Source organism: Paenibacillus sp. RC21 (genome assembly GCF_044907935.1).
In the GTDB taxonomy this organism is placed as follows: Bacteria; Bacillota; Bacilli; order Paenibacillales; family Paenibacillaceae; genus Paenibacillus; species Paenibacillus terrae_A.
Map to the genome: position 1 here is coordinate 1 of NZ_JBIYCS010000012.1, position 24,593 is coordinate 24,593.

The window sequence follows — 24,593 nt, forward strand, 5'->3', positions numbered from 1 at the left end:
CCTGACGGCATGTACCAAAATCTCAGCGTTGGATTTTGCAAGCAAAATCCGTACTCACTCGTTGTTCAGTTTTCAAAGATCAAACATTTCTTTTTGTTAACTCAGCTCGTCACCTTATCAACTCTTATATCATATCATGTCCGAACCAACTTTGCAAGCTTTTTTTAAAGTTCTTTTTGTAACTCTCGCTCGCAACTTTGTATTTCTTGGCCGGAATTAGAATATATCATGCCAAATATTTAAATGCAAGCTTTTTTATTTAATTGTTTTATCGCCCCAAAATACCGCGTTACTCATTACAGCTCAAGTGCTAAGTCTTATTTCCCTTTAATATTGATAATTTGACAAAGAAAGGATGGGTAAAAATGATATGAGAAAACCATCGTCATAACCACCACCCTCTTTAATAGAGAATAGATGGATATTACGGAACTTCATTTTGATGGTTTACCTGAAATCTTCAGCAAGCTTACCAAATTACACGTAGGCAATTTTGTATCATTTTAACGTTAGCTATTGATTAATTAACAGTATAGAGGAGTAGATCTTGTAATGAAGCAACGAAGACGAACATGGACGAGAATTGTGTTTTTTGTCATCTCTTGCTTACTACTTGTCGTTATCTCTGGATTTGTTTATGAGTGGATTGCATCCAAACAGGATAAATTGCAATGTCCTCCTCTGGGGAAAATGGTTGACGTCGGAGGCTATCGACTCCATATTCGCAAACTTGGTAGCGGCACTCCGACAATACTGCTTGAATCGGGAAGCGGGGAAAGCAGCTTGTCCTGGAGGGATATTCCCGAAAATCTGTCATCATTCGCCACCGTTGTATCCTATGACCGGGCAGGCTATGCCTGGAGCGAGGAGGCTGCTACTCCACGCACTGGGGAAAACATCGTTCGAGAGCTTCATCTCGCCTTAAAGAATACAGACATCCAGCCTCCTTATATCCTTGTAGGCCATTCTCTCGGGGGCATGTACTCAAGGCTGTACGCACAAACGTACAGTGATGAGGTGGCAGGATTGGTGCTGGTGGATGCTAGGCCTGAGAATGACGCCCGCCGGACAAATGAGATTTATGCCAAGGAACGACCTAAGGTCAACCCCTCGCCGTTAATATCCATTCTTCTAGAAAGGTCGGGGGCTTTTCGTCTGTTCCCTAATTTTATTCTAACTGGTCGTGTCGAGCATCAAGATAGAAAATCGTTTGTGAATATTGTCGCTTCACCCAAATACTTTCGATCTGTTGCCGAGGAGGGTGATTTGGTGAGCACGACCGAAAATGCCATACGTGGGCAACATTTGGGAAACCTCCCTGTGCGTGTGATTGCCCGGGGCATCCAGCAAAATTTGACTCAGTTCGGTATTAGTAAGCGCGGGAATGAGCAGATCGAACAAAGCTGGCAAATGGGGCAGCGTGAGATGCTCAACATCTCTACAAACAGCAAATTTATTGTTGCCAAAAAGAGCGACCATATGATTATTCATGATCAACCAGAGCTTGTCATTCAAGTCATCCGTGAGCTAATCTCCAATATCAATCACCCACGGTCAGCCGTTGCTAAAACAAACACAGATGATTAGATACTCTACATGTTGATGGTTGCAAAAAACACAAAAGACGCCCGGGTTACTCCTATATAAAGGAACCCGGGCGTCTTTACTGCCCAAAACTTATTATTGTTGATTAATCTTAGGACAATATGGGCTTGTTTTTAGATGATGCTTCTGCGACCTTGCCAAGTATCTGTCTCAGCACTTTAGCATTCTCCCCAACATAACCGGGATCAAGCAGCACATCGTGCGTACCGATAACTCCGTATTCTTCGTATTGACCAAGCGTCGCCTGTTGCCATAGCAATTTATCTGATGATGTCACCGGACCCATACTATCGTCTTCTGCAACCAAGGCATGGATATTGGCCTGAACTTCACCTGCGTTAATAAGCTCATTCCGATAGATGGAGTAGATCAACATTTTGTCTTTGACTCGCTTCCTGTCGGATGGATCGGCCAAGAATGCTTTGTACTGATCCCCAATGCTGTCCAACACCGTCTCAACGATCTCTTCAAGCTGCTCCGGCGTCGATTCATCCTTGGACGTCTTTCTCATAGCATCCACCATAATAAGGTCGCTGACCTGTTGACCTCGGCTTTCCATGGCTTTGGCCACCTCGAAGGCCAGATTCCCTCCGAGTGAGTATCCCAGGAAGACATATGGTCCCTCTGCTTGAATACCCACGATGGCATCCATGTATCGATCCAGCATGTCTTGACTCTCAAAACGATCGCCGATGAATTCCAGCCCGTATACCTCACAATGTCCTTCCAGCTCTCTAGCCATCTCATAGTAGCCCAGAGAGTAGCCGACCCGAGGAGGGAAGCAAAATACTTTAAGCGCGCCTTTGCCTGGGAAGTGGATAATTTCCATTTCTTCTTCATCAGGAGCATCTTTTGTCTGCAGCTTGGATATTTCATGTGCCATTTGCTCCACAGTCGGAAGATTGAACACGAGCTGGAGCTGGAGCTGGACACCCATGACGGACGAGATCTTCTGGATCAATCCCAATACTTTCAGGGAGTGGCCCCCAAGTTCGAAGAAATGATCCTTGACTCCGATTTCCTGCACACCGAGTACCTCGGACCAAATCTGCGCCAGTTCTACTTCAGTCGGCGTACGCGGCGGGATATACTCCGCTGTGCTCCGCAGGAGTGCTTCCGGTGCCGGCAGCGCTTTGCGATCCAATTTGCCGTTCGGATTCAGCGGCATTTGTGCCAGCTGTACGAAAGCAGTCGGAATCATGTAGCTTGGCAGTTCGCTGGCCAGTGCTTCACGTAATACGTTGGCTGCAAATCCCTCTTCAGCCACAAAGTATGCACAAAGCTGAGTACTTCCAGTAGCATCAGCCAGTGCAAGGACTACCGCTTCCTGCACAGACGGCACTTTAAGAATTTGTGCCTCCACTTCTCCCAGTTCAATGCGGTAACCCCGGATTTTTACCTGGTGATCGATCCGCCCCAAATACTCAATATTCCCGTCTGGCAGCCATCGGGCCAAATCGCCCGTCCGGTAAATCCGTGCTCCCGGTTTGTACGGGTGAGGAATGAACTTCTCTGCCGTCAGGTCCGGCTGGTTGAAGTACCCTCGCGCTACCCCTTCGCCTGCAATGCAGAGTTCTCCTGGTACACCCACAGGTGATACCTGAGAAGCACTGTCCATCATCCATACTTGGACGTTAGCGTACGGTTTACCGATAGGCACATGCGTTAGAGCAGCAGTCTCAAGGCTCGTAGTATATCGGGTCGCATATACGGCCGCCTCCGTAGGACCATAGATGTTCTCCAGTACTGCGTGTGGAGATACTTTATAGTACTCTTCCACAAGTTTGGCGGGCAGCGTCTCGCCGCAAGCAAACAGATATTTCAGAGTAAGGAATCCTTGGCTGCCGCCTTCCTTCAAATATTGAACGAGGACACTGAGCATCGACGGTACCAGATTGAGATGCGTGATATGGCTCGTATCCACGGCCTCCAGCAGTGCCACCGGATCTTTGTCCGCGCCCTGCGGCAAGATCACGAGAGTTCCCTGCCCAAAGAACCAGCAGAACAGCTCCGGCACGGAGAAGTCAAATGTGAATGTCGTTTTAAGCAGGAATCGGTCGCCTGCCAGCATCGGATATTCAGCTTCCAACTGGCTCAGCGTATGGACGGCAGATCGATGCTCAATCATTACGCCTTTCGGCTTGCCAGTTGAACCTGACGTGTAAATGATATACGCCAGATGCTCCGGCCCCGCGAGTGGCTCCAGATTCGAGTCATCCGCATGATACGCCTGCGGGTCATCGAGTGCCAGGAGCGTGCCAGTGAACGGAAAGCGATCTTTGAGATGGTTCTTCGTCAGCAGAAGCTTCGCTCCCGAATCCTCCAGCATGTGGCGAATACGATCTTCCGGGAATTCCGGATCAATCGGTACATAGGCCCCGCCCGCTTTTAGAATGGCATGGATGCCAATGATCATCTCAAGCGAACGTTCAACCATGATGCCGACCGGCTGGTCCGGTCTGACCCCTTGGGCACGCAACGTACGTGCGAGGCGGTTCGCCTGCTGATGAAGTTCTCCGTAGGTAAGCTTCGTTTCGCCATAAATAAGTGCTGTACGATCCGGTGTGAGCGCAGCCTTTTCCTCAAATATGCCGTGAAGGGTCTTCTCACAAAGATAAGGAGCTGCTGTATCGCCCCACACCTCTATAATCTGCGATTTCTCTTCGGGCGTAATCAGTTCCAGCTCATCAATACGAATGGCAGGCTGAACAGATACACTTTCCAGAATTTTCATCAAGTGCCCTTGAATCCGTTCCACGCTCTCCCGATCATAGACGCGGGCATTGTAACGGTACAAGAACTCCAGATTACGGCCTGGCAGCACAATGAGGTTAAAATCATAATTCGTCTGTTCAAACATCTGAACATCCGTAATTTGGTATTCAGCCTCTTCACTGGCAATTTTCTCTTCCAGATGCTCCTCTACCGGATAATTCTCGAATACCATAATATGAGAAATTAAATCTTGCTTCTGTTCGCTCTGTGCTTGAATCTCATAGAGCGGATAGGAATCATAAGCATGTCCTGCCAAATATAATTCCTGCTGTCTTTTCATCACATGGGAGAACGTATCGCTTCCCTCGGCCTGTACCCGAACCGGAACCGTATTAATGAAGAGACCGATCATGCTTTCGATACCGGGAATCTCGGCAGGTCTTCCCGATACCACACTTCCGAAGACGACATCCTGACTTCTATTGTAACGCTGCAATACGATTCCCCAGGCTGCTTGCATCAGCATGTTCATCGTTACCTGGTTCTGCTTGGCCACTTGTTCCAGCCGCTCGGTCAGCTCCGCATCCAACGTGAATACAAGCTTCTCTGATACGTAGGCTTCTGCTTTTGCCAATGGCTGTGTTGTCGCTTGCGGCAGCTTCGTCTGCTGTTCGTAACCTTCCAGATAACCTCTCCAGTAAGAGGATGCCTCTTCTTCACCTTGCTCCTCCAGCCATTGAATATACTGGCTGTACGATACAGCAACAGGAAGTTCAGGCTCCCTCTGCTCACGCAGAACCCCGTACGTTTCAAACACTTCCTGAAGCACAAGAGGCATACACCAGCCATCCAAAATGATGTGATGAGAGCTCCACAGCAGATGGTAAGCCTCTTTTGCCGTCTGTAGAATGGTCACTCGCAGCAATGCTCCTTCGGCAAGATCAAAGCCTCTTGCTTTGTCCTGAGCAGTATAAGCTGCAAGACGCCCTTCAATTTCATCAGATTCCAGCTCGTGCAGGTCCTCGTATACGAAGTCACACGCTCTTTCTTTGAACACAATCTGTATAGGGAAATCGCCCCATCCGGCATGGAAATTCGTTCTCAATATGGCATGCCGTTTCATCAGATGCTTTAAGCTGCGTTTGAAATCCTCAGGATAGAATGCTCCGTGAATTTCAAATTTAGCCTGCTCAAAGTAGACTTCCGAATGAGGCTCCAGCAAGCTGTGGAACAACATTCCTTTTTGCATCGGTGTCAGTTTATACATATTTTCAATACTGCCGATATGCCGTGTCTGCTCTTCCAGCTCCTCGATTTTCTCAAGGCTGATACCTTTGAGGAGTACGTCGCTTGGTGTAAGCTCCGTTCTTTCCTTTCGTACACAATGTCCAATGACTTCGCTGAGACGGTTCTTCAGGATGCCGACAAACTTCTCTACCGACTCCGTGTGGAACTGCTGACGGTTATAGCTGACCGAAAGTTGAAGTCGTCCTTCGGCAATCAGTCCATTAATGTTCAATGCCTGATGCTGTACCATCTGCTCACTGACCTCAGATCCTACTGAGTAAGGCGATACCTCCATCATCCCCCCTGCAAGATCCTGGTCGAACTGTCCCAGATAGTTGAAGATAATCTCCGGTTCAGCAGAGATGGAGGAGACATCGGATACGTCGCTCAAATATTTCAAAATACCATATCCGACACCTTTGTTAGGAATGTGACGCAAGCCTTCCTTGACACGCTTGATTCTAGCGCCGATCTCCAGTTCCTCTTTCATCTCAAGGGCGACAGGGTATTGACTTGTAAACCAGCCTATAGTGCGAGTGATATCCAGTTCAGGTACAACAGGCTCCCGTCCATGTCCTTCCAGAAGGATGCCTACACGTTCGATCCCGGTCCACTCGTGAACAGCCATGCCGAGGGCCGTCAGGAGCAGATCGTTAACTTCCGTGTTGTAAGTGCGGTTTGCCTCTTTCAGGAACTGCTCTGTCTCTTCTGGTGACCATCTCACCGTAACAGTCTCGCTGTCTTTGATGAGAAGAGCACCGTCTACCTTGTCTTTTGGAAGAGGGGCGAAGCCATCCCCTTCTACCTCTGCCCAATAGCTGCGTTCTTGTTCAGCCGCCGGACTGTTCGCATATTGTGTGATTCCCTCAACCCATGCACGGTACGAATCCGTCTTCTGCGGAAGCTTGACAGCTTCTCCGCGTGCTGCCTGCTCGTAACCCTCCTGCAGGTCCTCAAAGAGGATGCGCCAGGATACGCCATCAACAGCCAGATGATGAATAACGATTAACAGATGTTCGCCTTCCGCGCAGCGGAACAAGCCCAATCTTAAGAGAGGTCCATCACCGAGAGAGATGCTGCGCTGAATGGCTTCCGCACCTGCTTCTATTGCCGAAGCCGGGTCTGTTTCATCCTGCAGATCGTGGATCTGGAGGCTATAAAGCTCACCCTCACCTAAGCTGCGGTTCCATGCTTCAAATCCCCGCTCTCCTTGGCGTAACACCAGTCGCAGCGCATCATGATGTTCTGCAATTTTCCGAACAACCTTGGCGAGCGCATCGGTATTGAAGCCTTCCCGTCTGTACAACATGACCGACTGATTAAAGTGGTGCAGGTCCGTCGACTGCTCGTCGAAAAATCTGCGCTGGGCAGGTCCCAGTCTTACCGCTCCGTGTACCTCGCTCTGATCTGCAATTCGGCTGACTGCGTTAACGCGCTGGGCCAGCTCTGCAACGGTTGGATAGCCGAACAAATCCTTCATCTCAAGTTTATAGCCTGCATGGAGAAGCCTTGATGATACTTGAATCGATTTGATCGAGTCGCCTCCAAGCTCAAAGAAATTGTCATGTATGCCGACAATCGGAACACCTAGCACACCCTGCCAGATCGAAGCCAAAATGTTCTCCACATCCGTCCGTGGAGCAGTAAAGGCCGCGCCCGCCTTCACACCCGAGTTCGGTTCAGGCAGTGCCTTACGGTCCAGCTTGCCATTCGGTGTCAAAGGCATCACGTCCAGTTGGACGAAGTAGGACGGGATCATATACGCAGGCAGTCCAGAAAGTTCGTTCCGCAGCTCGCTGACAGACATTTCCCGATCAGCTACGAAGTAGGCACACAGAGACTTCTGTCCATGGGCATCTGCCCACGCAACAACGAGAGCTTCCTCGACGAGTGGAATATCCTGTAGCTTGGCCTCAATCTCACCAAGCTCTATACGATAGCCCCGTATTTTAACTTGATGGTCAATACGTCCAATGTACTCAATGTCTCCATTAGGAAGGCGACGAGCCAAATCCCCGGTTCGATACATATTTCCTTCCGAAGCAAACGGATTTCTAATGAATTTTTCTGCGGTAAGCTCAGGACGGTTCAGGTATCCGCGGGCTACCCCGTCCCCTGCGATGTACATTTCGCCCTCCACGCCTAATGGCACGAGACGAAGTTGTTCATCCAGGATATGGATGTATATATTGTCTGCCGACAATCCAATAGGTACGGATTCACGTGTATCCTTCACAGGATCGTACAGGTGAATCATGCAGCCGACGACCGTTTCGGTTGGACCGTATTCATTGTAGATTTTGATGTTGCCGCCAAAGAGATCTGTGATGGTTTGCGACAAATGTGTGGTCAAATTCTCTCCACCCACAATGAGCTGCTGAATGCGACTTTCCGCCGGGATGGTCATATCTTTAATAAGGCTGAGATGAGTCGGCGTCAGCTTGAGAATGTCCACCGCATTTTCGCGCAAAATATGCTGAACAACCTCCGCTTTATCTATACCATCGTAAATCCGTACCAATCCTCCGTTAATTAATGGAGTGAAAATTGATGTCAGCGTCAGGTCAAATGAAATGGATGAGTAAAGCGGGAAATCTGTTGGTTGCTCCGCACAGTAGACCTCATTGGCCCACCAGATGTAGTTCACGATCCCTTTATGGTTAATCATGGTTCCCTTCGGATTCCCTGTTGTACCCGAGGTATAGATTAAATACACCAGATCGTTTCCTCTCACTGGCAGATTGGGATTATCCACCCCGTTGCCGTAGATGTGCGGGGAATCCAATTCCATAACCGTTCCCTCAAAAGAGGCCAACTCCGTCAAGTGGCTCTGTGTGAGCAGAATTCCAGCGCCAGAATCCTTCAGAATATACTGAATCCGTTCCTGCGGATATTCAGGATCAATAGGTACATAGGCCCCGCCCGCTTTGAGCACACCCATGATGGCGACAAGCAGTTCTACAGACCGATCCGCCAACAGACCAACCACTTGTTCACTCCGAAGTCCCTGAGCGATCAAGGTGGAGGCCAATCTGTTCGCCTGCTCGTTCAGCTCCCGATACGTGACCTGAATATCGCCGTTAACAGCTGCAATCTTATCTGGCGTACGGACAACCTGCTCTTCAAACAAGGTATGCAGACCCTGATCACTTGGATAGGTGTGGGCCTTGCCGCCCCAGTCTAGCAGTTTCACCCGTTCCTCAGATGTTACAATCTCCAGCTCCTCTATGGTCGCCTGCGGACGAGTAGCTACCTGATCGAGCATTTGCATCAAGTGTCCACCGATTTGTGCAATGCTTTCTTGTTCGTAGACCAAAGCATTGTAACGTATGCAGACCTTGATATCCTCGCCTGGAATCACAACCAGGTTAAAGCCATAGTTCGTTTGTTCAAACATGGTGAAGTTCGCGACTTCGAGATTGTCCTCATTTTGATTACCCGACTGTTCCACCTGTTCGTCGAGCGGATAATTTTCAAAGATCATAATATGAGAAATCAGGTCCTGCTTTTGGGTTGTCTTCCCCTGAATCTCATATAGTGGGTAAGTGTCGTAAGCACGGCCTGCCAGCGATTGTGCCTGTGTACGTTTCATGACCTCGACAAAGGCTTCGTCTTTGGAGGACTGTACACGGATAGGTACTGTATTAATGAACAGACCCACCATATTTTCGATACCTGCAATCTCAGCCGGTCTACCTGACACAACGCCGCCGAAAACCACATCCGAGCTGGCATTGTAACGTTGAAGAATCAGTCCCCAAGCTGTCTGCATTAAGGTGTTGACGGTCACGTGGTTTCGCTTCGCCACAACATCCATTTTATCGGTCAAGGATGCACCCAGATGGAGAACATGCTCATTTAGAACATAGCCCGCTTCTTTGGCCTGAGATTTCGTCTTGCCTTCCGGCAATACGGTATTCCCATCATAGTCCTTGAGGTATTGGCTCCAATATGTTGAAGCTTCCTCATCATCCTGTGCATCAAGCCACTCAATATAACGGCTATAGGGCTGAGCTGGCGGCAGCACAGGCTGTACCTGCTGTCGCATAGCAGAATAATAATCGAACAGCTCCTGTGTAATGATCGGGATACACCAGCCATCCATGACAATATGGTGGAAGCTCCATAATACCAGTGAGCTTTGTTCTGTTTGCAAGACGGTTACTCGCATCAGCGGATCTTCCGCCAAGCTGAACCCCTTAGCCATATCCTCAGCAGTGTAAGCCTTGATTTGGGCTTCTTGCTCTTGCAAAGTTGCGGCACGCAAATCTACGTAGTGCAGTGGGATTGGCCGTTGCTTAAAGACAACTTGCAGCGGTAAATCACCAATGTTGTTGTAAAAGCTGGTACGTAGTATGGCATGTCTTTGCACCAAAGCCTGAAAGCTCTCGAAGAAAGTATCTACATCGAAGCTGCCTCGCAGCTCGAACGTAGCCTGCTCGAAGTATGAAGAGGAGTCTGGCTCCAGCAGGCTGTGAAACAGCATCCCCTTCTGCATTGGCGTAAGCTTGTACACATCTTCAATCTCTCCAATGTGGGCCGTCTGAGCTGTAAGTCGATCAAACTGCTCCAACGTTAATCCCTGGAACAAAACATCACTTGGCGTAAGCTGTGAACGCTCCTGCGCCACACAATGCCGGATGACCTCGCTAAGGCTGGACTGTAATAATTCAGCAAAATGATTCACCGTCTCCTTGCGATACTGCCTGGTGCTATACGTAACCGTCAGTGATAGCTGGCCTTCGGCAATCATGCCATTCACATCCAGAGCATACTGCTGCGGTGTGTGGTCGCTGAGCGCCTTACCGACTGAATGTGTGGATAGGCTGAGGGCATTCCCCTCCAAATCCTGATCAAACTGTCCAAGATAGTTGAAGGAAATCTCCGGCTCTACGCCGAACCCGCCACTTTTCTCCAGTGCCATATATTTCAGAAGGCCGTAGCCGATTCCTTTGTGTGGAATCTGGCGCAAATTCTCCTTGATACGCTTGATTCGTGCTGATACTTCCTGTCCGTCTTGAAGGTTCAGCAGAACCGGATACTGGGTTGTGAACCAGCCCACGGTACGGGTGATATCCAGTTCAGGTATAATCATTTCCCGTCCATGCCCTTCAAGATTGACCAAAATCTGCTCCATGCCTGTCCAGCGCTGTATTGCTGCCCCCAGAGCAGTCAAGAGCAAATCATTCGTCTCCGTATGATACGCCCGGTTCGCTTGTCGCAGCAGCAGGTCCGTTTCTTCCGCAGACCACGTTACCGTTACCGACTCGGTATCCCGAATGGTGCCCGGCTCCTGATCCTTATCCTTTGGCAGTGGAGCCAAAATCGCCTCCTCGATCTGCTGCCAGTATGCACGCTCCTTGTCCAGAGCAGGCCCTGCTGCATACTTCGCCGCTTGCTCAGACCATACAAGATACGAATCGGTCTTTTGAGGAAGAACGATGGCTTGTCCATTCAACGCCTGCTCGTATCCCGCTGCGATATCCTCAAACAGGATGCGCCAGGATACGCCGTCAACCAAGAGGTGATGGATGACAATTAACAAATGATCGCCATCGTCACAATGGAACAAGCCTAGCTTGAACAGTGGGCCGTCTTCCAGGTGAAAGCTTGCCTGGATGTCATCGGCTTTGGCTTGAACGGCAGCTGCCTGATCTTCTGCCTGCCGCACATCAGCGATGTCCAATGTGTAGAGCTCACCTTCGTCCGTTCCCCGATTCCAGGCTGCATATCCAGCTTCTGTAGAACGGAAGACCACACGCAGCGCGTCATGGTGGGTAGCAATTTGGGTCACCGTCAATCGGAGTGCAGCTTCATCAAAGCCGTCTTTCCGATAGAGCATAACGGCATGATTGTAATGATGCGGCTCCGCTGTATGGCGTTCAAAGAACCAACGCTGAATTGGCATTAGCTCCGCTGCACCTTGGATCTCGCCCTGTTCTGCTGTGCGTCCGGCTGCCTGAAGATACGGGCTTAGCTCGGCAATTGTCGGATATTTGAAGAGATCCTTCATCTCCAGCTTATACCCGGCTTGGAACAATCTTGAGGATACCTGGATCGCTTTGATGGAGTCACCACCCAGATCGAAGAAATGATCATGGATGCCGACCTGCTGCGCTCCCAGTACACCTTGCCATACGGACGCCAGAGCTTCCTCAGCCTTCGTCCTTGGCGGTTCATAAACCGCTCCTGTCTGCACATTGGCCTCCGGAGCAGGAAGCGCCTTGCGATCCAGCTTGCCATTTGGCGTCAATGGCATCTGTTCCAATTGCATGAAGTAAGACGGAATCATATAAGCTGGCAGTTCAGCAGCCAAGGCTTTTCTCAATTCGCCTACCGTCAGCATCTGATCGGCAGTGAAATAGGCGACAAGCACCTTTTGCCCACTTCCATCCTCCCGGGCGAGCACAACGGCCTCCCTTACAGACGGGGCATGGAGCAGCTTCGCTTCCACTTCGCCCAGCTCGATGCGGTAACCACGGATTTTAACCTGATGGTCAATCCGTCCCAAATACTCCATGCTGCCATCAGGCAGCCAACGTGCCAAGTCACCCGAGCGGTACATACGCTCGCCCGCTGCAAACGGATGAGCAACAAATTTCTCTTCCGTCAATTCCGGTCGGTTCAGGTAGCCGCGCGCCAGACCTTCGCCCGCCACGTAGAGTTCACCCGGAATGCCAATCGGCTGCGGACGGCGCTGTTCATCCAGAATGTAAGCACGCAGCGTCGGAATCGAGATGCCGATATTGCTGCGGCCCTGTTCAATTTCCAGCTCTGTAATTTCCTTGTATGTTACATGTACGGTCGTTTCGGTAATGCCGTACATGTTGATGAGCTGCACTTGCGGGTACTTCGTTCTCCAGTCCTTGAGCAAGGCCGGGCTTAATGCCTCTCCACCGAAGATAATCATGCGGAGGCTCAGCTCTGCCGCGTGATGAGCAAGCTCTTCCTGTAGTAACTGGTAGAAGTATGTCGGCGTCTGGTTCAAGACGGTGACCTTCTGGTCCTTAAGCAATTGCAAGAAACGATCCGGACTCTTCGCCGTAAGCGATGGAACGATGACCAGACGTCCTCCGTTCAGCAATGCCCCATACATCTCCCATACGGAGAAGTCAAAGCAGAATGAATGGAACAGTGTCCACGTATCCTGAGGACCGAAATCAAACATATTTTTATCATTAAAGAGCAAGCGAACTACATTTTTGTGCTCGATCAGCGTTCCCTTTGGCTTGCCTGTCGTACCCGATGTGTAGATGACGTAGGCAAGATGCTCCGGTCCGGCTGCAGGCTTCAGGTTTGAGATATCTTCCTTGTAGGAAGCCGTCTCGTCCAGATTGATGATGTCCCCAGCGAAGGAGACGCGTTTCTCCAGATGCGTTTGTGTCAGCAGTAGCTTGGCTCCTGAATCCTCCAGCATAAAGCGAATGCGGTCCTCCGGATATTCAGGGTCCACAGGGACGTAAGCTCCGCCCGCCTTCAAAATGGCCAAAATCCCGACGACCATTTCGAGGGAACGATCGGCCATGATTCCAGCCAAACCATCTGGTTGGAGGCCACGCTCGCGGAGCGTTCTGGCAAGTCTGTTTGCCCGTTCGTTCAGCTCGCTGTAGGACAGGGTTGCCTCTTCACATACGACTGCTACTGCATTCGGAGTATGAGCAGCCTGTTCCTCGAACAACGCATGAATCGTCTTGTCACGAGGATAATCTGCTCTGGCTTCGGCCGACTCCTGCATCAGCTTTGATTTTTCCTGAGGTGTCACGATATCAAGGGATGACAACGGCATCGCCGGATTGGCGGTTGCTTCCCGAATAAGCTGTACAAAATGACCTGTCATTCGTTCAGCAGTCTCTCGCTTGTAGATCGCAGTCGAGTACTCAAGCGTGCAATCCAATGCCCCATCCGCTTCACTTACGGTCAGCGTGAGGTCAAACTTGGCAGCAGGATGTACATTATCGTAAGGAGTGAAACGCAATCCCTCTATTTCTTGTTCTCCCTGCTCGATATTTTGCAGGACAAACATGGTATCAAATAACGGGTTGCGGCTCAGGTCACGCTGAAGCTCCAGCTTTTCTACCAGCTCCTCGAACGGATAATCCTGGTTTTCATACGCCTGCAGCGCTGTTTCCTTCACTTCCTGCAAATAAGTCTCGAAAGACTTCTCCCCTTCTGGATAAGTACGCAGTGCCAGTGTGCCGACGAACATACCGATGAGACCTTCGAGTGTCGCATGGGATCTTCCCGCCACAGGTGAGCCGACAATGACATCTTCCTGACCTGTGTACTTGTGCAAGAGCGCTGTATAGGCTGCCAGCAGTACCATGAACAGAGTAGAACCCGTCCGGGTAGCCAGCTCCTGGAGTGAACCGCTCAGAGAAGAATCAATACGGAAGTCGATCCGGTCCCCCGCAAAGCTTCGCACCGCAGGACGGACTTCATCCCCCGGCAAATCCAGCACTGGCAAGCTTCCGCGGAATGCATCCAGCCAGTAAGCTTCCTGGGCTTTGAGACGTTCGCTTCCGAGTTGCTCCTGCTGCCATACCGCATAGTCTGTGTACTGGATCTGTAGTGCAGGTAATAAGCCCTCCTCTTGGTAGAAGCGGAGAAACTCTTCTATAAGAATATTCATAGAAACACCATCTGAGACAATATGATGCATATCAAACAACAGTAAATGGCGCTCATGCGCAATTCGGATAAGGCCGACCCGCAGCAATGGAGCTTCGCCAAGATCGAAAGGACGGACAAATTGCTGAACGGAAGCTTCTGCCTCTTCCCCGCTCAACTCCGCATATTCCACAGTAAATGGTACATCCGTCAGGATCTGCTGTACGGGTTCACCGTTAACAGTCACAAAACGGGTACGCAGCGACCCATGGCGATGAATCAGGCGACGGAATGCCTGCTCCAGCCGTTCCCGATCCAAGGCTCCCTCAACCGTAAGGATACCCGGCATATTGTAGCTCAGCTCTCCGCCTTCCAGCTGACTTAGAATAAACAGCCGTTTTTGGCTTGAGGACAATGGGTAGTGCTCACGTAGTCCAGCCGTAGGAATTTCCTCAAAATCGAGCGGTGTGTAGCCCTCAATGGCATAAGCCAATCCTTCAATTGTAGGTGACTGGAACACCTCTCTCAGACTAATCTCACGGTTCATTTCCTTGCGAATTCGTGAGACTAGCAGGGCTGCACGCAGTGAGTGACCTCCAAAATGGAAGAAATTATCCTTCACTCCCGCGTTCTCTACACCCAACACCTCTTGCCAGATTTTAGCTAATTGAATTTCCACAGGTGTCTTTGGAGCTACAGATGAAGCAACTGCCCATCCGCGCTCTCCCTGCAACGCTTTTCGATCTATTTTTCCGCTTGGCGTCAGTAACGGATTTTCCAATTGCACGAAGTGGGAGGGAATCATATACACCGGTAACAGCTCCGATAGAACCGCTCGTAACTCACTTATTTCAATCGTCTGGTCAGCTACGAAGTAAGCGAATAGATCCTTGTGACCGTCATCACCCTCTACAGCCATGACCACAACATCCTGAACAGATTGCACTTTGAGCATTTGCGCTTCTACCTCGCTCAGCTCGACCCGGTAGCCGCGGATTTTGACCTGATGGTCGACTCGGCCCAGGTACTGGATCGTGCCATCCGGCAACCAACGAGCCAAGTCACCCGTACGATACATGCGCTCCCCTGGAGCAAACGGATTGTCCACGAACTTTTCATCCGTTAATTCAGGATGGTTATGATGCTCCCGCGTAAATCCGACACCTGCGATGCATAGCTCGCCAGCGACACCGACAGGCAGCAACCTGAAATGGTCATCCACAATGTATACGTTAGGTTGGCCAATAGGTGCAGTCTGTGCTTGTGCATGAAGCTCGGCATAATGCTCATATGGGACTGCGATATCTTTCCATATGTTCAGGATGTGGTCTCTCTCTTGCGGCGTGACCAGTTCCAGAGCATCCACGGATATTCCAGGGTTCTTCACAATTTGTTCCATAAGGTGAACCAGATGTCCCCTGATTCGCTCTATATTGGATGAGTCATAGACGAGCGTATTGTATTGGAAAAGCAATTTCATCTCTTCACCCGGCAGGACGATCAGGTTAAAATCGTAGTTCGTTTGCTCAAGAAGCTCCGCGTCCTCAATCTCAAAGGCAGCCTCGCCACCACCCAGACGCTCTACCTCCTCCTCGACAGGATAGTTCTCAAATACCATAATATGTGAGATTAAATCCTGCTTCTGATCGGTCTGAGCCTGAATCTCGAACAGTGGGTAGGTGTCATACATATGAGAAGCCATATATTGTTCCTGCTGCTGCTTCATCAGGACATTGAAGGGGAGATTTTCTTCCGTCTTCACACGAACTGGAATCGTATTGATGAACAAACCGATCATCCGATCAATGCCCGGGATTTCTGCTGGTCTTCCTGATACTACGCTTCCATATACGACATCTCGGCTACCGTTGTATCGTTGAAGCGCAATGCCCCAGATGGATTGCAGCAATATATTCATCGTGACATGAGCGTCTCTGGCTACCTTTTCCAGACGCCCGGTCAATTCCCTGTCGAGGGTGTAATTCAGTTTCTCTGATAGATAACCTTCCCCTATACTTGCTTCCCCGACTTGAGGTAAAAGCGTCTGCTGGTCATAACCAGCCAGATAACGGCTCCAATAGTTGGCCGCAGCTGCTTCATCCTGCTGTTCCAGCCATTCGATGTATCGACTATACGGCTGAACCTCCGCCAATTGAGGTGCTCTTCCTTCCAGGAGGGCAAAATAATGCTCAAATACCTCCTGCGTAATTAACGGAACACACCATCCATCCATGACGATGTGGTGAAAGCTCCACAAAAGACGGAAGCTATCTTCACCTGTGCACAAAATCGAAACACGGAGAAGCTCATCTTCAGACAGGTTGAAGCCCTGTGCTTTGTCCTTTGCAGCAAACGTCTTCAAATAAGCTTCGCGCTGCGTTGCGTTCATCTCCCGCAGATCTTCGTACACCAGTTTGGCGCCTCTGTGCCGAAATACAACCTGTAAAGGCTCGCTACCCCATCCGCTATAAAAGTTCGTGCGCAGGATGGCATGACGCTCCACCACTGCATCCAGACTGTGTCCAAAGGCGGCCGGATCAAAGCTACCCTTAAAGTCAAAGGCAGCCTGCTCGAAATAAGCACCTGTATGCGGCTCAAACATATCATGAAACAGCATGCCCTTCTGCATCGGCGTCAGACTGTATACATTCTCAATATCACCTATGTGGCTGGTTTGCTTAGAAAGCTCTTCCAAATCAGCAATGCTCAGCCCTTTCGCAAGCACGTCGCTTGGTGTCAATACCGATCTCTCTTGGGTTACGCAATGATGAAGAAGCTCGCGCAAGCTGTCTTCAATATATCCAGCGAGTTGTTCCATCGTAGATGACTTATACTGTTTTCCGTTATAAGTAATCGTCAGAGTCAGGGCTCCATCCGTCACCATGCCATTGATATCTAGCGTATAGGCTGGTTCCTCCAACAAGCTTTGGGCGCTTCCGGTCGGATAAGGAGAAATCTGCAACGAGCTTCCCTGCAAATCCTGATCAAATTGCCCCAGGTAGTTAAAAGAAATCTCAGGCTGCAAGCTGCAGCTGTCTGCGTCCACCTGACTTGCCATGGTTTTGAGTAACCCATATCCGATGCCTTTGTTCGGAATTCGGCGCAGCCCTTCTTTCACAGACTTGATCAAGGCTGCCACTTCCGGGTCATCGCCCAAGTCTAAAATCACCGGATATTGGCTTGTAAACCAGCCGACGGTACGGGTAATGTCGATATTCGGTATAATCGGTTCACGACCGTGGCCTTCGAGATTCACAGCAATCTTTCCAATGCCGGACCACTTGGATACCGCCATGCCCAGAGCGGTCAATAGCAGATCGTTCGTCTCCGTTTGGTAAGCACGGTGGGCTTTTCTCAGCAGTTGGTCGGTTTCTTCTACAGTCCATTGTGCTGTTACCACTTCGCTATCCCGTAAAAGAAGGCTTTCTACAGCCTCATCCTTCGGTAACTGCTCAAGTTTCTGTCTTTCCAGGTCTTTCCAATACGCCTGATGAATTTCGATTGCCGGGCTTTCCGAATAACGGGAAAGAGCATCACCCCAGTCACGGAAAGCGTCCGTCTTCTGCGGGAATGTCAGCACCTGTCCTTGAGTCACCTGTTCATAGCCCGCTGCGATATCCTCAAACAAAATCCGCCAGGATACTCCGTCCACCACCAAATGGTGGATCACGATCAGGAGATGGTCTCCATCCTGACAATGGAAAAGTCCTAGCTTCAACAGCGGACCCTCTGCCAGATTGATGCTGCGCTGAATGTCGTCCGACAACACTGTAATGGCTGCGACCGGATTGGATTCATTCCGTAAATCAGCGGTTTGCAGGCTATAAAGCTCTCCTTCTTCAAGACCACGATTCCAAGCCTCGTAGCCTTGTTCTGTCTGACGAAAAACCATGCGGAGGGCGTCATGGTGCTGAGCGAGTTTTTTCAGCACATGGTGCAAGGCCTTTTCCTCAAATCCCTGTTCACGGTACAGCATGACCGCTTGATTGAAGTGATGCGGCTCTGCCTGCTTCCGTCCAAAGAACCACTGCTGGACTGGAGTCAAGGAGGCCGATCCACGCACAGTTCCTTGTTCAGCCATGTGCACAGCCGTTTGTATTTGCGCGCTTAGCTCCGCAATGGTTGGAGATTTGAACAGTTCCTTCATCTCTAACCGATAACCAGCCTGTAGTAACCGTGACGAAACCTGAATGGCCTTAATGGAGTCTCCTCCCAATTCAAAGAAATTGTCATGGATCCCCACCTGCTCGGCACCCAGCACCCCTTGCCAAACAGACGCCAAGGCTTCTTCCGCCGGTGTACGGGGAGCCGTATACTTCCGTCCCGTATGCGCACCCACTTGAGGAGCCGGCAGAGATCTGCGGTCCACTTTTCCGTTTGACGTTAATGGCATACGATCCATCTGGATAAAGTAGGATGGAATCATATAGCCCGGAAGTACCTGCGATAGGGAAAGACGTACTTCGCCTGCCGTGAGCGTACGATCCGCCACATAATAAGCGCAAAGCTGCTTCTCTCCAAGCTCATCCGCGCGAACGACCACTACGGCGTCGATTACTGACTCCACCTTGGCCAGTTGGGCCTCGATTTCAGGGAGTTCGATGCGGTAACCACGTATTTTGACCTGCTCATCAATTCTTCCTTTAAACTCCAAATTCCCATCTGGAAGCCAGCGTACCAAATCCCCAGTTCGGTAGCATGATTCTCCGTCCTTGACAGGACTAGGGACAAATTTCTCTGCTGTGAGATCAGGACGATTGAGATATCCGCGTGCTACACCTTCACCGCCGACAATTAGTTCGCCCCAAGCACCAATGGGTTGTAATTGAAGCGATCCATTGACCACATAAGCGGTCGAATTACTAATTGGGCGACCAATCGGCACGACCCCTTCGGCATGACACGGAATCTTGTAGGTGGTGGAGAAGGTCGTATTCTCTGTCGGACCATAGCAATTGATAGGGACAAGATCAGGATTGGCCTCGGTCACACGGTTCATATGAGATATGGACAGTACGTCACCGCCGACTAGCAATGTTTTTAGCCCTCTGAACAGGTACTCATCTTGCAGGGAAAGCTGATTGAAAAGCGGTGAAGTAAGCCACAATGTCGTAATCCCATACTTGGCAATAGCCGCTTTGAGCCTATCAGCAATCAGAATGTCGTCATTCTCTACGAAATAGAGCTGCCCACCATTAAGCAACGCTCCCCATATTTCGAATGTAGAAGCATCAAAGGCCACGGCTCCTGTCTGCAAAATTCGTGTGGATTCATTCAACTCCACATAGTTGGTCTCTTTGACCAGACGGACCACGTTCCGGTGTTCAACCATAACGCCCTTCGGTCTACCTGTCGTACCCGATGTATAGATGACATAAGCAAGCCCCTGCGATCCCTGAGCAGTCTCCGGCCGGGCAGGTTCAGCTGCATAGGCCTCTTCACTGCTAAGATCGACAATCGGTATACCGTAGTCTACACTTATAAGCTCGCCCTTTTGCACCAATAATAGCTTGGCGTCGGAATCATTAAGCATATAACGAACCCGATCTTCCGGGTAATCAGGATCAATCGGCACATAGGCTCCACCTGCCTGAAGCACCGCGAGCATACCAATGACCATCTCGATGCTTCGTCCGCCCATCACGGCCACAGGCTGCTCCCTCAACGTTCCCAAGCGACGCAGTGTTTGGGCCAGCCGCCCCGCCTTCTCTTCCAATTCGAGGTAGGTTAGCTGGACGTTGCCGAATACAAGCGCCGTCTGCTCCGGTGTACGTTTTACTTGCTCTGCGAACAGCTCATGAATAGTCTTCTCACTTGGATAAGGAGCCGATGTCGCGTTGAATTCTTCAATGATCTGCACCTTCTCCTCCGGTGTGATCATCTCAATCTCCGCCAGCTTTAACTGGGGATTGACAGCGACCGCATGCAGAACCCGAAGCAAGTGCATAGCAAGTCGCTCTACACTCTCTCGCTGATATAAAACCGTGCTATACTCCAAACCAAAAGCTAGCTCTGCCCCCTGCTCCTCTACATTAAGTGACAGGTCAAATTTGGCTGTAACGGTCTCCAGCGGGTAAGGAGTAAAGCGCAGCCCGCCCATGTCCTGCTCTGCCTGCTCCGTATTTTGCAATACCAACAGAGTATCAAAGAGTGGATTGCGGCTGACATCACGTCCTATACCCAGCTTCTCAATCAGTTTTTCCAAAGGATAGTCCTGATGCTCGAACGCCTTGAGCGCCGTTTCCTTGATTTCGAGAAGATAATCCTGAAATGTCTTGTCTCCCGCCGGGTAGCTGCGCATAGCCAGTGTATTGACAAACATCCCGATGATGCTCTCAAGCTCCGCTTGCGGTCTTCCGGCCACCGGAGAACCTACGATGATGTCCTCCTGCCCCGTATATTTGTGCAACAGGACCGAATAAGCAGCCAGCAATACCATATACAGCGTAGTACCTGTACGGGATGCGAGTTCCTGTATTGCCTTATTGCCGGACGCATCCAATGTAAAATCAATTCGGCTACCCTCGAAGCTGCGAACAGAAGGTCTTTGATAATCCGTAGGCAAATCAAGTACAGGCAGTTCCCCTTCAAAAGCCTGCAGCCAGTATGCTTCAAGCTCTTTCCACTGGTTCTCTGAATGCTCCCGTTGCCATACAGCATAATCCTTGTACTGGATGTGCAGTTCTGGCAGCTGTTCTCCCTGATACAATGAGGTGAGTTCTTCCACCAGTATTTGAATGGAGACCCCATCCGAAATGATATGGTGCATATCAAACAGCAACAGATGACGTTCCTCTTCCAGCTTCACCAAGCCAACACGCAGTAATGGGGCCTGGCTGAGATCAAAGGCACGGATAAAGCTGCGTACGAGCGTATCCGTCTCCTCCACCGAAGCTTCTGTGTAGTCCAACGCGAACGGCACATCCCTATGCACACGCTGAACAAGCTCTCCATCCTTCATATAGAAGCCGGTTCTCAGGGATTCGTGACGCTGGATCAGTGCCTGGAACGCAGATTCCAGCCGAACGCGATCCAACGGCCCGTCCACTGTGAATGCTCCAGGCATATTGTAGCTGAGCTCTCCTCCGTCCATTTGTCTCAACACAAATAACCGCTTCTGTGCTGAGGACACGGGGTAAGCTTCGCTTTCCTCCGCCCGTGGGATGGATTCATACACAGTCGGAATGCGTTCTTTCACCAGTCGTGCCATGGACTCGACCGTAGGCCACTGAAACACTTCCCGCAACGAAAGGCTGCCCCCCAACTCTTTTTGAATCCGTGAAACGAGCAATGTCGCCCGCAAGGAGTGACCACCAATTTCAAAGAAATTATCTCTAACGCCGACGCGGGCAACTCCCAGAATATCCTGCCAGATTAGCACTAGCTGCGCTTCCGCAGCAGTTCTCGGAGCCAAATAAACCTCGCTGGATTGTACACTGCCCTCAGGAGCTGGCAGCGCGCGGCGATCGAGCTTGCCATTTGGCGTAAGCGGCATTTGCTCCAGCCGGACAAAATAAGAAGGGATCATATAAGCTGGTAGTTCTACGGCCAGCTGAGACCTCAATTCGCTCGGCGAAAGGTCGGTGGAGGCAACGTAGTAGGCGCAAAGCAATTTTTGTCCCTGTTCGTCGTCCCTTGCAAGGACAATCGTTTCCCGTACATTCGAAACCTTGAGAATTTGGGCTTCCACCTCGCCAAGCTCAATTCGGTAGCCACGTATTTTGACTTGATGGTCGATCCGGCCCAAATATTCGATATTACCATCAGGCAACCAGCGAGCCAGATCGCCAGTACGGTACATTCGCTCTCCCGCCCGAAACGGATGCTCTACGAATTTCTCGGCTGTTAACTCTGCACGGTTCAAATACCCTCGGGCAAGACCGTCGCCCGCGATGTATAGCTCCCCTGGAACCCCGACAGGCTGCAGACGTCTTTGCTCATCGAAAATGTAAGCGCTAAGTGTCGGAATTGTTCTGCCAATATTGCTTTTCCCCGCTTCAATCTCACGTTCCGTGATTTCCTTGTAGGTGACATGGACCGTTGTTTCCGTAATTCCATACATATTAATCAGTTGCACATCAGGATACTTAAACCGCCAGTTTCCCAGAAGAGATGGGCTTAAGGCCTCTCCACCAAAAATGATTTTTCTAAGACTAAGCTCTGTCGAAGAGTGCGCCAGTTCTTCCTGTATCACCTGATAAAAATACGTCGGCGTCTGATTCAAAATGGTGACTTTGTTGTCTTTCAACAACTCCAGGAAAGCTGCTGGACTCTTGGCTGTAAGAGACGGAACAATCACCAATTTTCCTCCGTAGAGAAGGGCTCCATACATCTCCCAAACCGAAAAATCGAAGCAGAACGAATGGAATAGCGTCCACGTATCCTGAGCGCTGAAATCAAATAAATTTTTATCGTTAAAGAGCAGTCGAACTACATTTTTATGCTCGATCAGCGTTCCCTTCGGCTTGCCAGTTGTACCCGACGTATAGATAACATAGGCAAGATTGCTCGCCCCCGAAATGCTCTCCAGATTTGAAGTGTCCCCTTTATACGATGCAACTTCGTCCAGATTCACAAGCTTTCCGTCAAATGTGGTACTCTCCCATAGATGGCTTTGGGTGAGCAACAGATGGACTCCCGAATCCTCCAGCATATAATGGATACGTTCTTCGGGATAATCGGGATCAATCGGTACATAGGCACCTCCTGCTTTCAAAATGCCCATAATGCCGACGATCATCTCCAAGGAACGGTCAGCCATGATCCCTACGAGCGTATCTGCTCCTACTCCCTCGGAGCGCAAATATCTCGCAAGCTGGTTAGCCTGCTCGTTTAGAGCTAGATATGTAATGCTCTGCTCGCCCATCTGAACGGCAACATGATCTGGCGTGCGCTCGGCTTGTTCTTCGAATAAGCCATGAATTGTCTTTTCACGCGGATAATCAGCTACAATCCCTTCCGAGAGAGCCAAAATGGATTGCTCATCCGCTTCTCCCAGCAGGGTTACCTCTGCGATGGGAAGCTGCGGTGCATGAATGATCTGCTCGGCGATCGTAAGCAACTGGGAAACCATGTCCGTTACTTCACTGCGTTCAAACAGCGTCGTCCGGTAATCGACATCCAGTACCAGCTCGCCTTCATCCAGGATCTCCACGATATGAAGCACGAAATCATTCACTTCGTCACCGCAGAAATCATAATCCGTCAAAATGCGCACCTCATCCAAATCAACCCAATTGATAAGGCGGTATTCCATTGAAACGCCAAAAAGCCGCTGAATATCCTTGTTACCATGCATTTCTCTAAGATCCTGAATTAACTGATTATATGGATACTTCTGATGCCGCAGGACTGACATCTGATCCCTGGCTACATCCTGCAGAAAGCTCAACGCATCCATATCCTTTTCGACGTATGTTCTGGCTGCAGCCGTGCTGACGAACATACCTATCTTTTGCTTCTCTTTTTTGTTCCCCCGGTTAGCGAACGAAGTACCGATCACCACATCCGGCTGATTCGTCACTTTGTGTATGTAAATATACATCGCACCCATGAAGAACTGGAACAGAGAAATCCTGTTCTGTTGGCAAAATGCCTGCAGCTCGTGATACAGCACCTCTGGCACGGTAAAATGCTCCCGAACGGCGCGGGTGCTTAGAGATAACGGATTGTATGACTTCCAACCCGTAAGTTCAGGTAAATCAGAAAATTTATTCAGCCAGTATGCCTTGTCCTTTTGGTATCTGTCAGAAAGCTCGTATGCGTTCTCTTCTGCAATATATTGAATATAGGAGCAATCGTCATTCAGCGTCGGTTCATTTCCTTGGATGATCTGCATGTAAAATTCCGTCAATTGATTGCCATAGATCACCATTGATATCCCGTCAGAAATAATATGGTGCATCTTGGTATTAATCCAATACTCATCCTCGCTAATCTTTACAATCAAAAACTGGAATAGCTCAGAATCCAGCAGTTGCAGGGGTTTGCTTTTGTGCTGCTCAAGTAAAGCTTCTACCTCTGATACACTTTCATAGTGAGTAAGGTCCAGATACTCCAACTGTCTCTCTTCATAAGGAACGACATACTGCTGAGGCACTCCATCCACTGAGGTGATACGAATGCGGAACGCATCATACTGTTTGATAATCAAATTAATGGACTGCATGAAGGCAGCGATATGGATACGGCCCTTCATCTTGGCTGTACCGGAAAGCTGTGACACTGACGTATCTGGATAGAGTAATTCGGTATACCATATACGTTTCTGCGCATTTGTTAAATCATATAACTGCATGTCATTCATCTCGTTCACTCCTATTCCGTGATGTGATTATCCTCCCGCTGCTACTGGCAGTCAGGAGGACAAAAGGACCATT

The 24,593-nt window shown here is 49.9% G+C and carries 2 protein-coding genes; one reads left to right on the top strand and one right to left on the bottom strand.

Annotated features, from left to right (window positions below; translation table 11 throughout):
- The first annotated feature begins 552 nt into the window (after positions 1-552).
- Positions 553-1,587 carry an alpha/beta hydrolase gene (locus ABIA61_RS24540; protein WP_404581378.1) on the top strand — a complete coding sequence of 345 codons (1,035 nt, stop codon included), beginning with the start codon at positions 553-555 and terminating at the stop codon, positions 1,585-1,587.
- A 109-nt stretch (positions 1,588-1,696) separates the two neighbouring features.
- Here ABIA61_RS24540 and ABIA61_RS24545 read toward each other — a convergent pair whose 3' ends face one another.
- On the bottom strand, positions 1,697-24,520 hold the full coding sequence (locus tag ABIA61_RS24545) for a non-ribosomal peptide synthase/polyketide synthase (RefSeq protein ID WP_404581379.1): 22,824 nt from the start codon (positions 24,518-24,520) through the stop codon (positions 1,697-1,699).
- Positions 24,521-24,593: the final 73 nt, after the last annotated feature.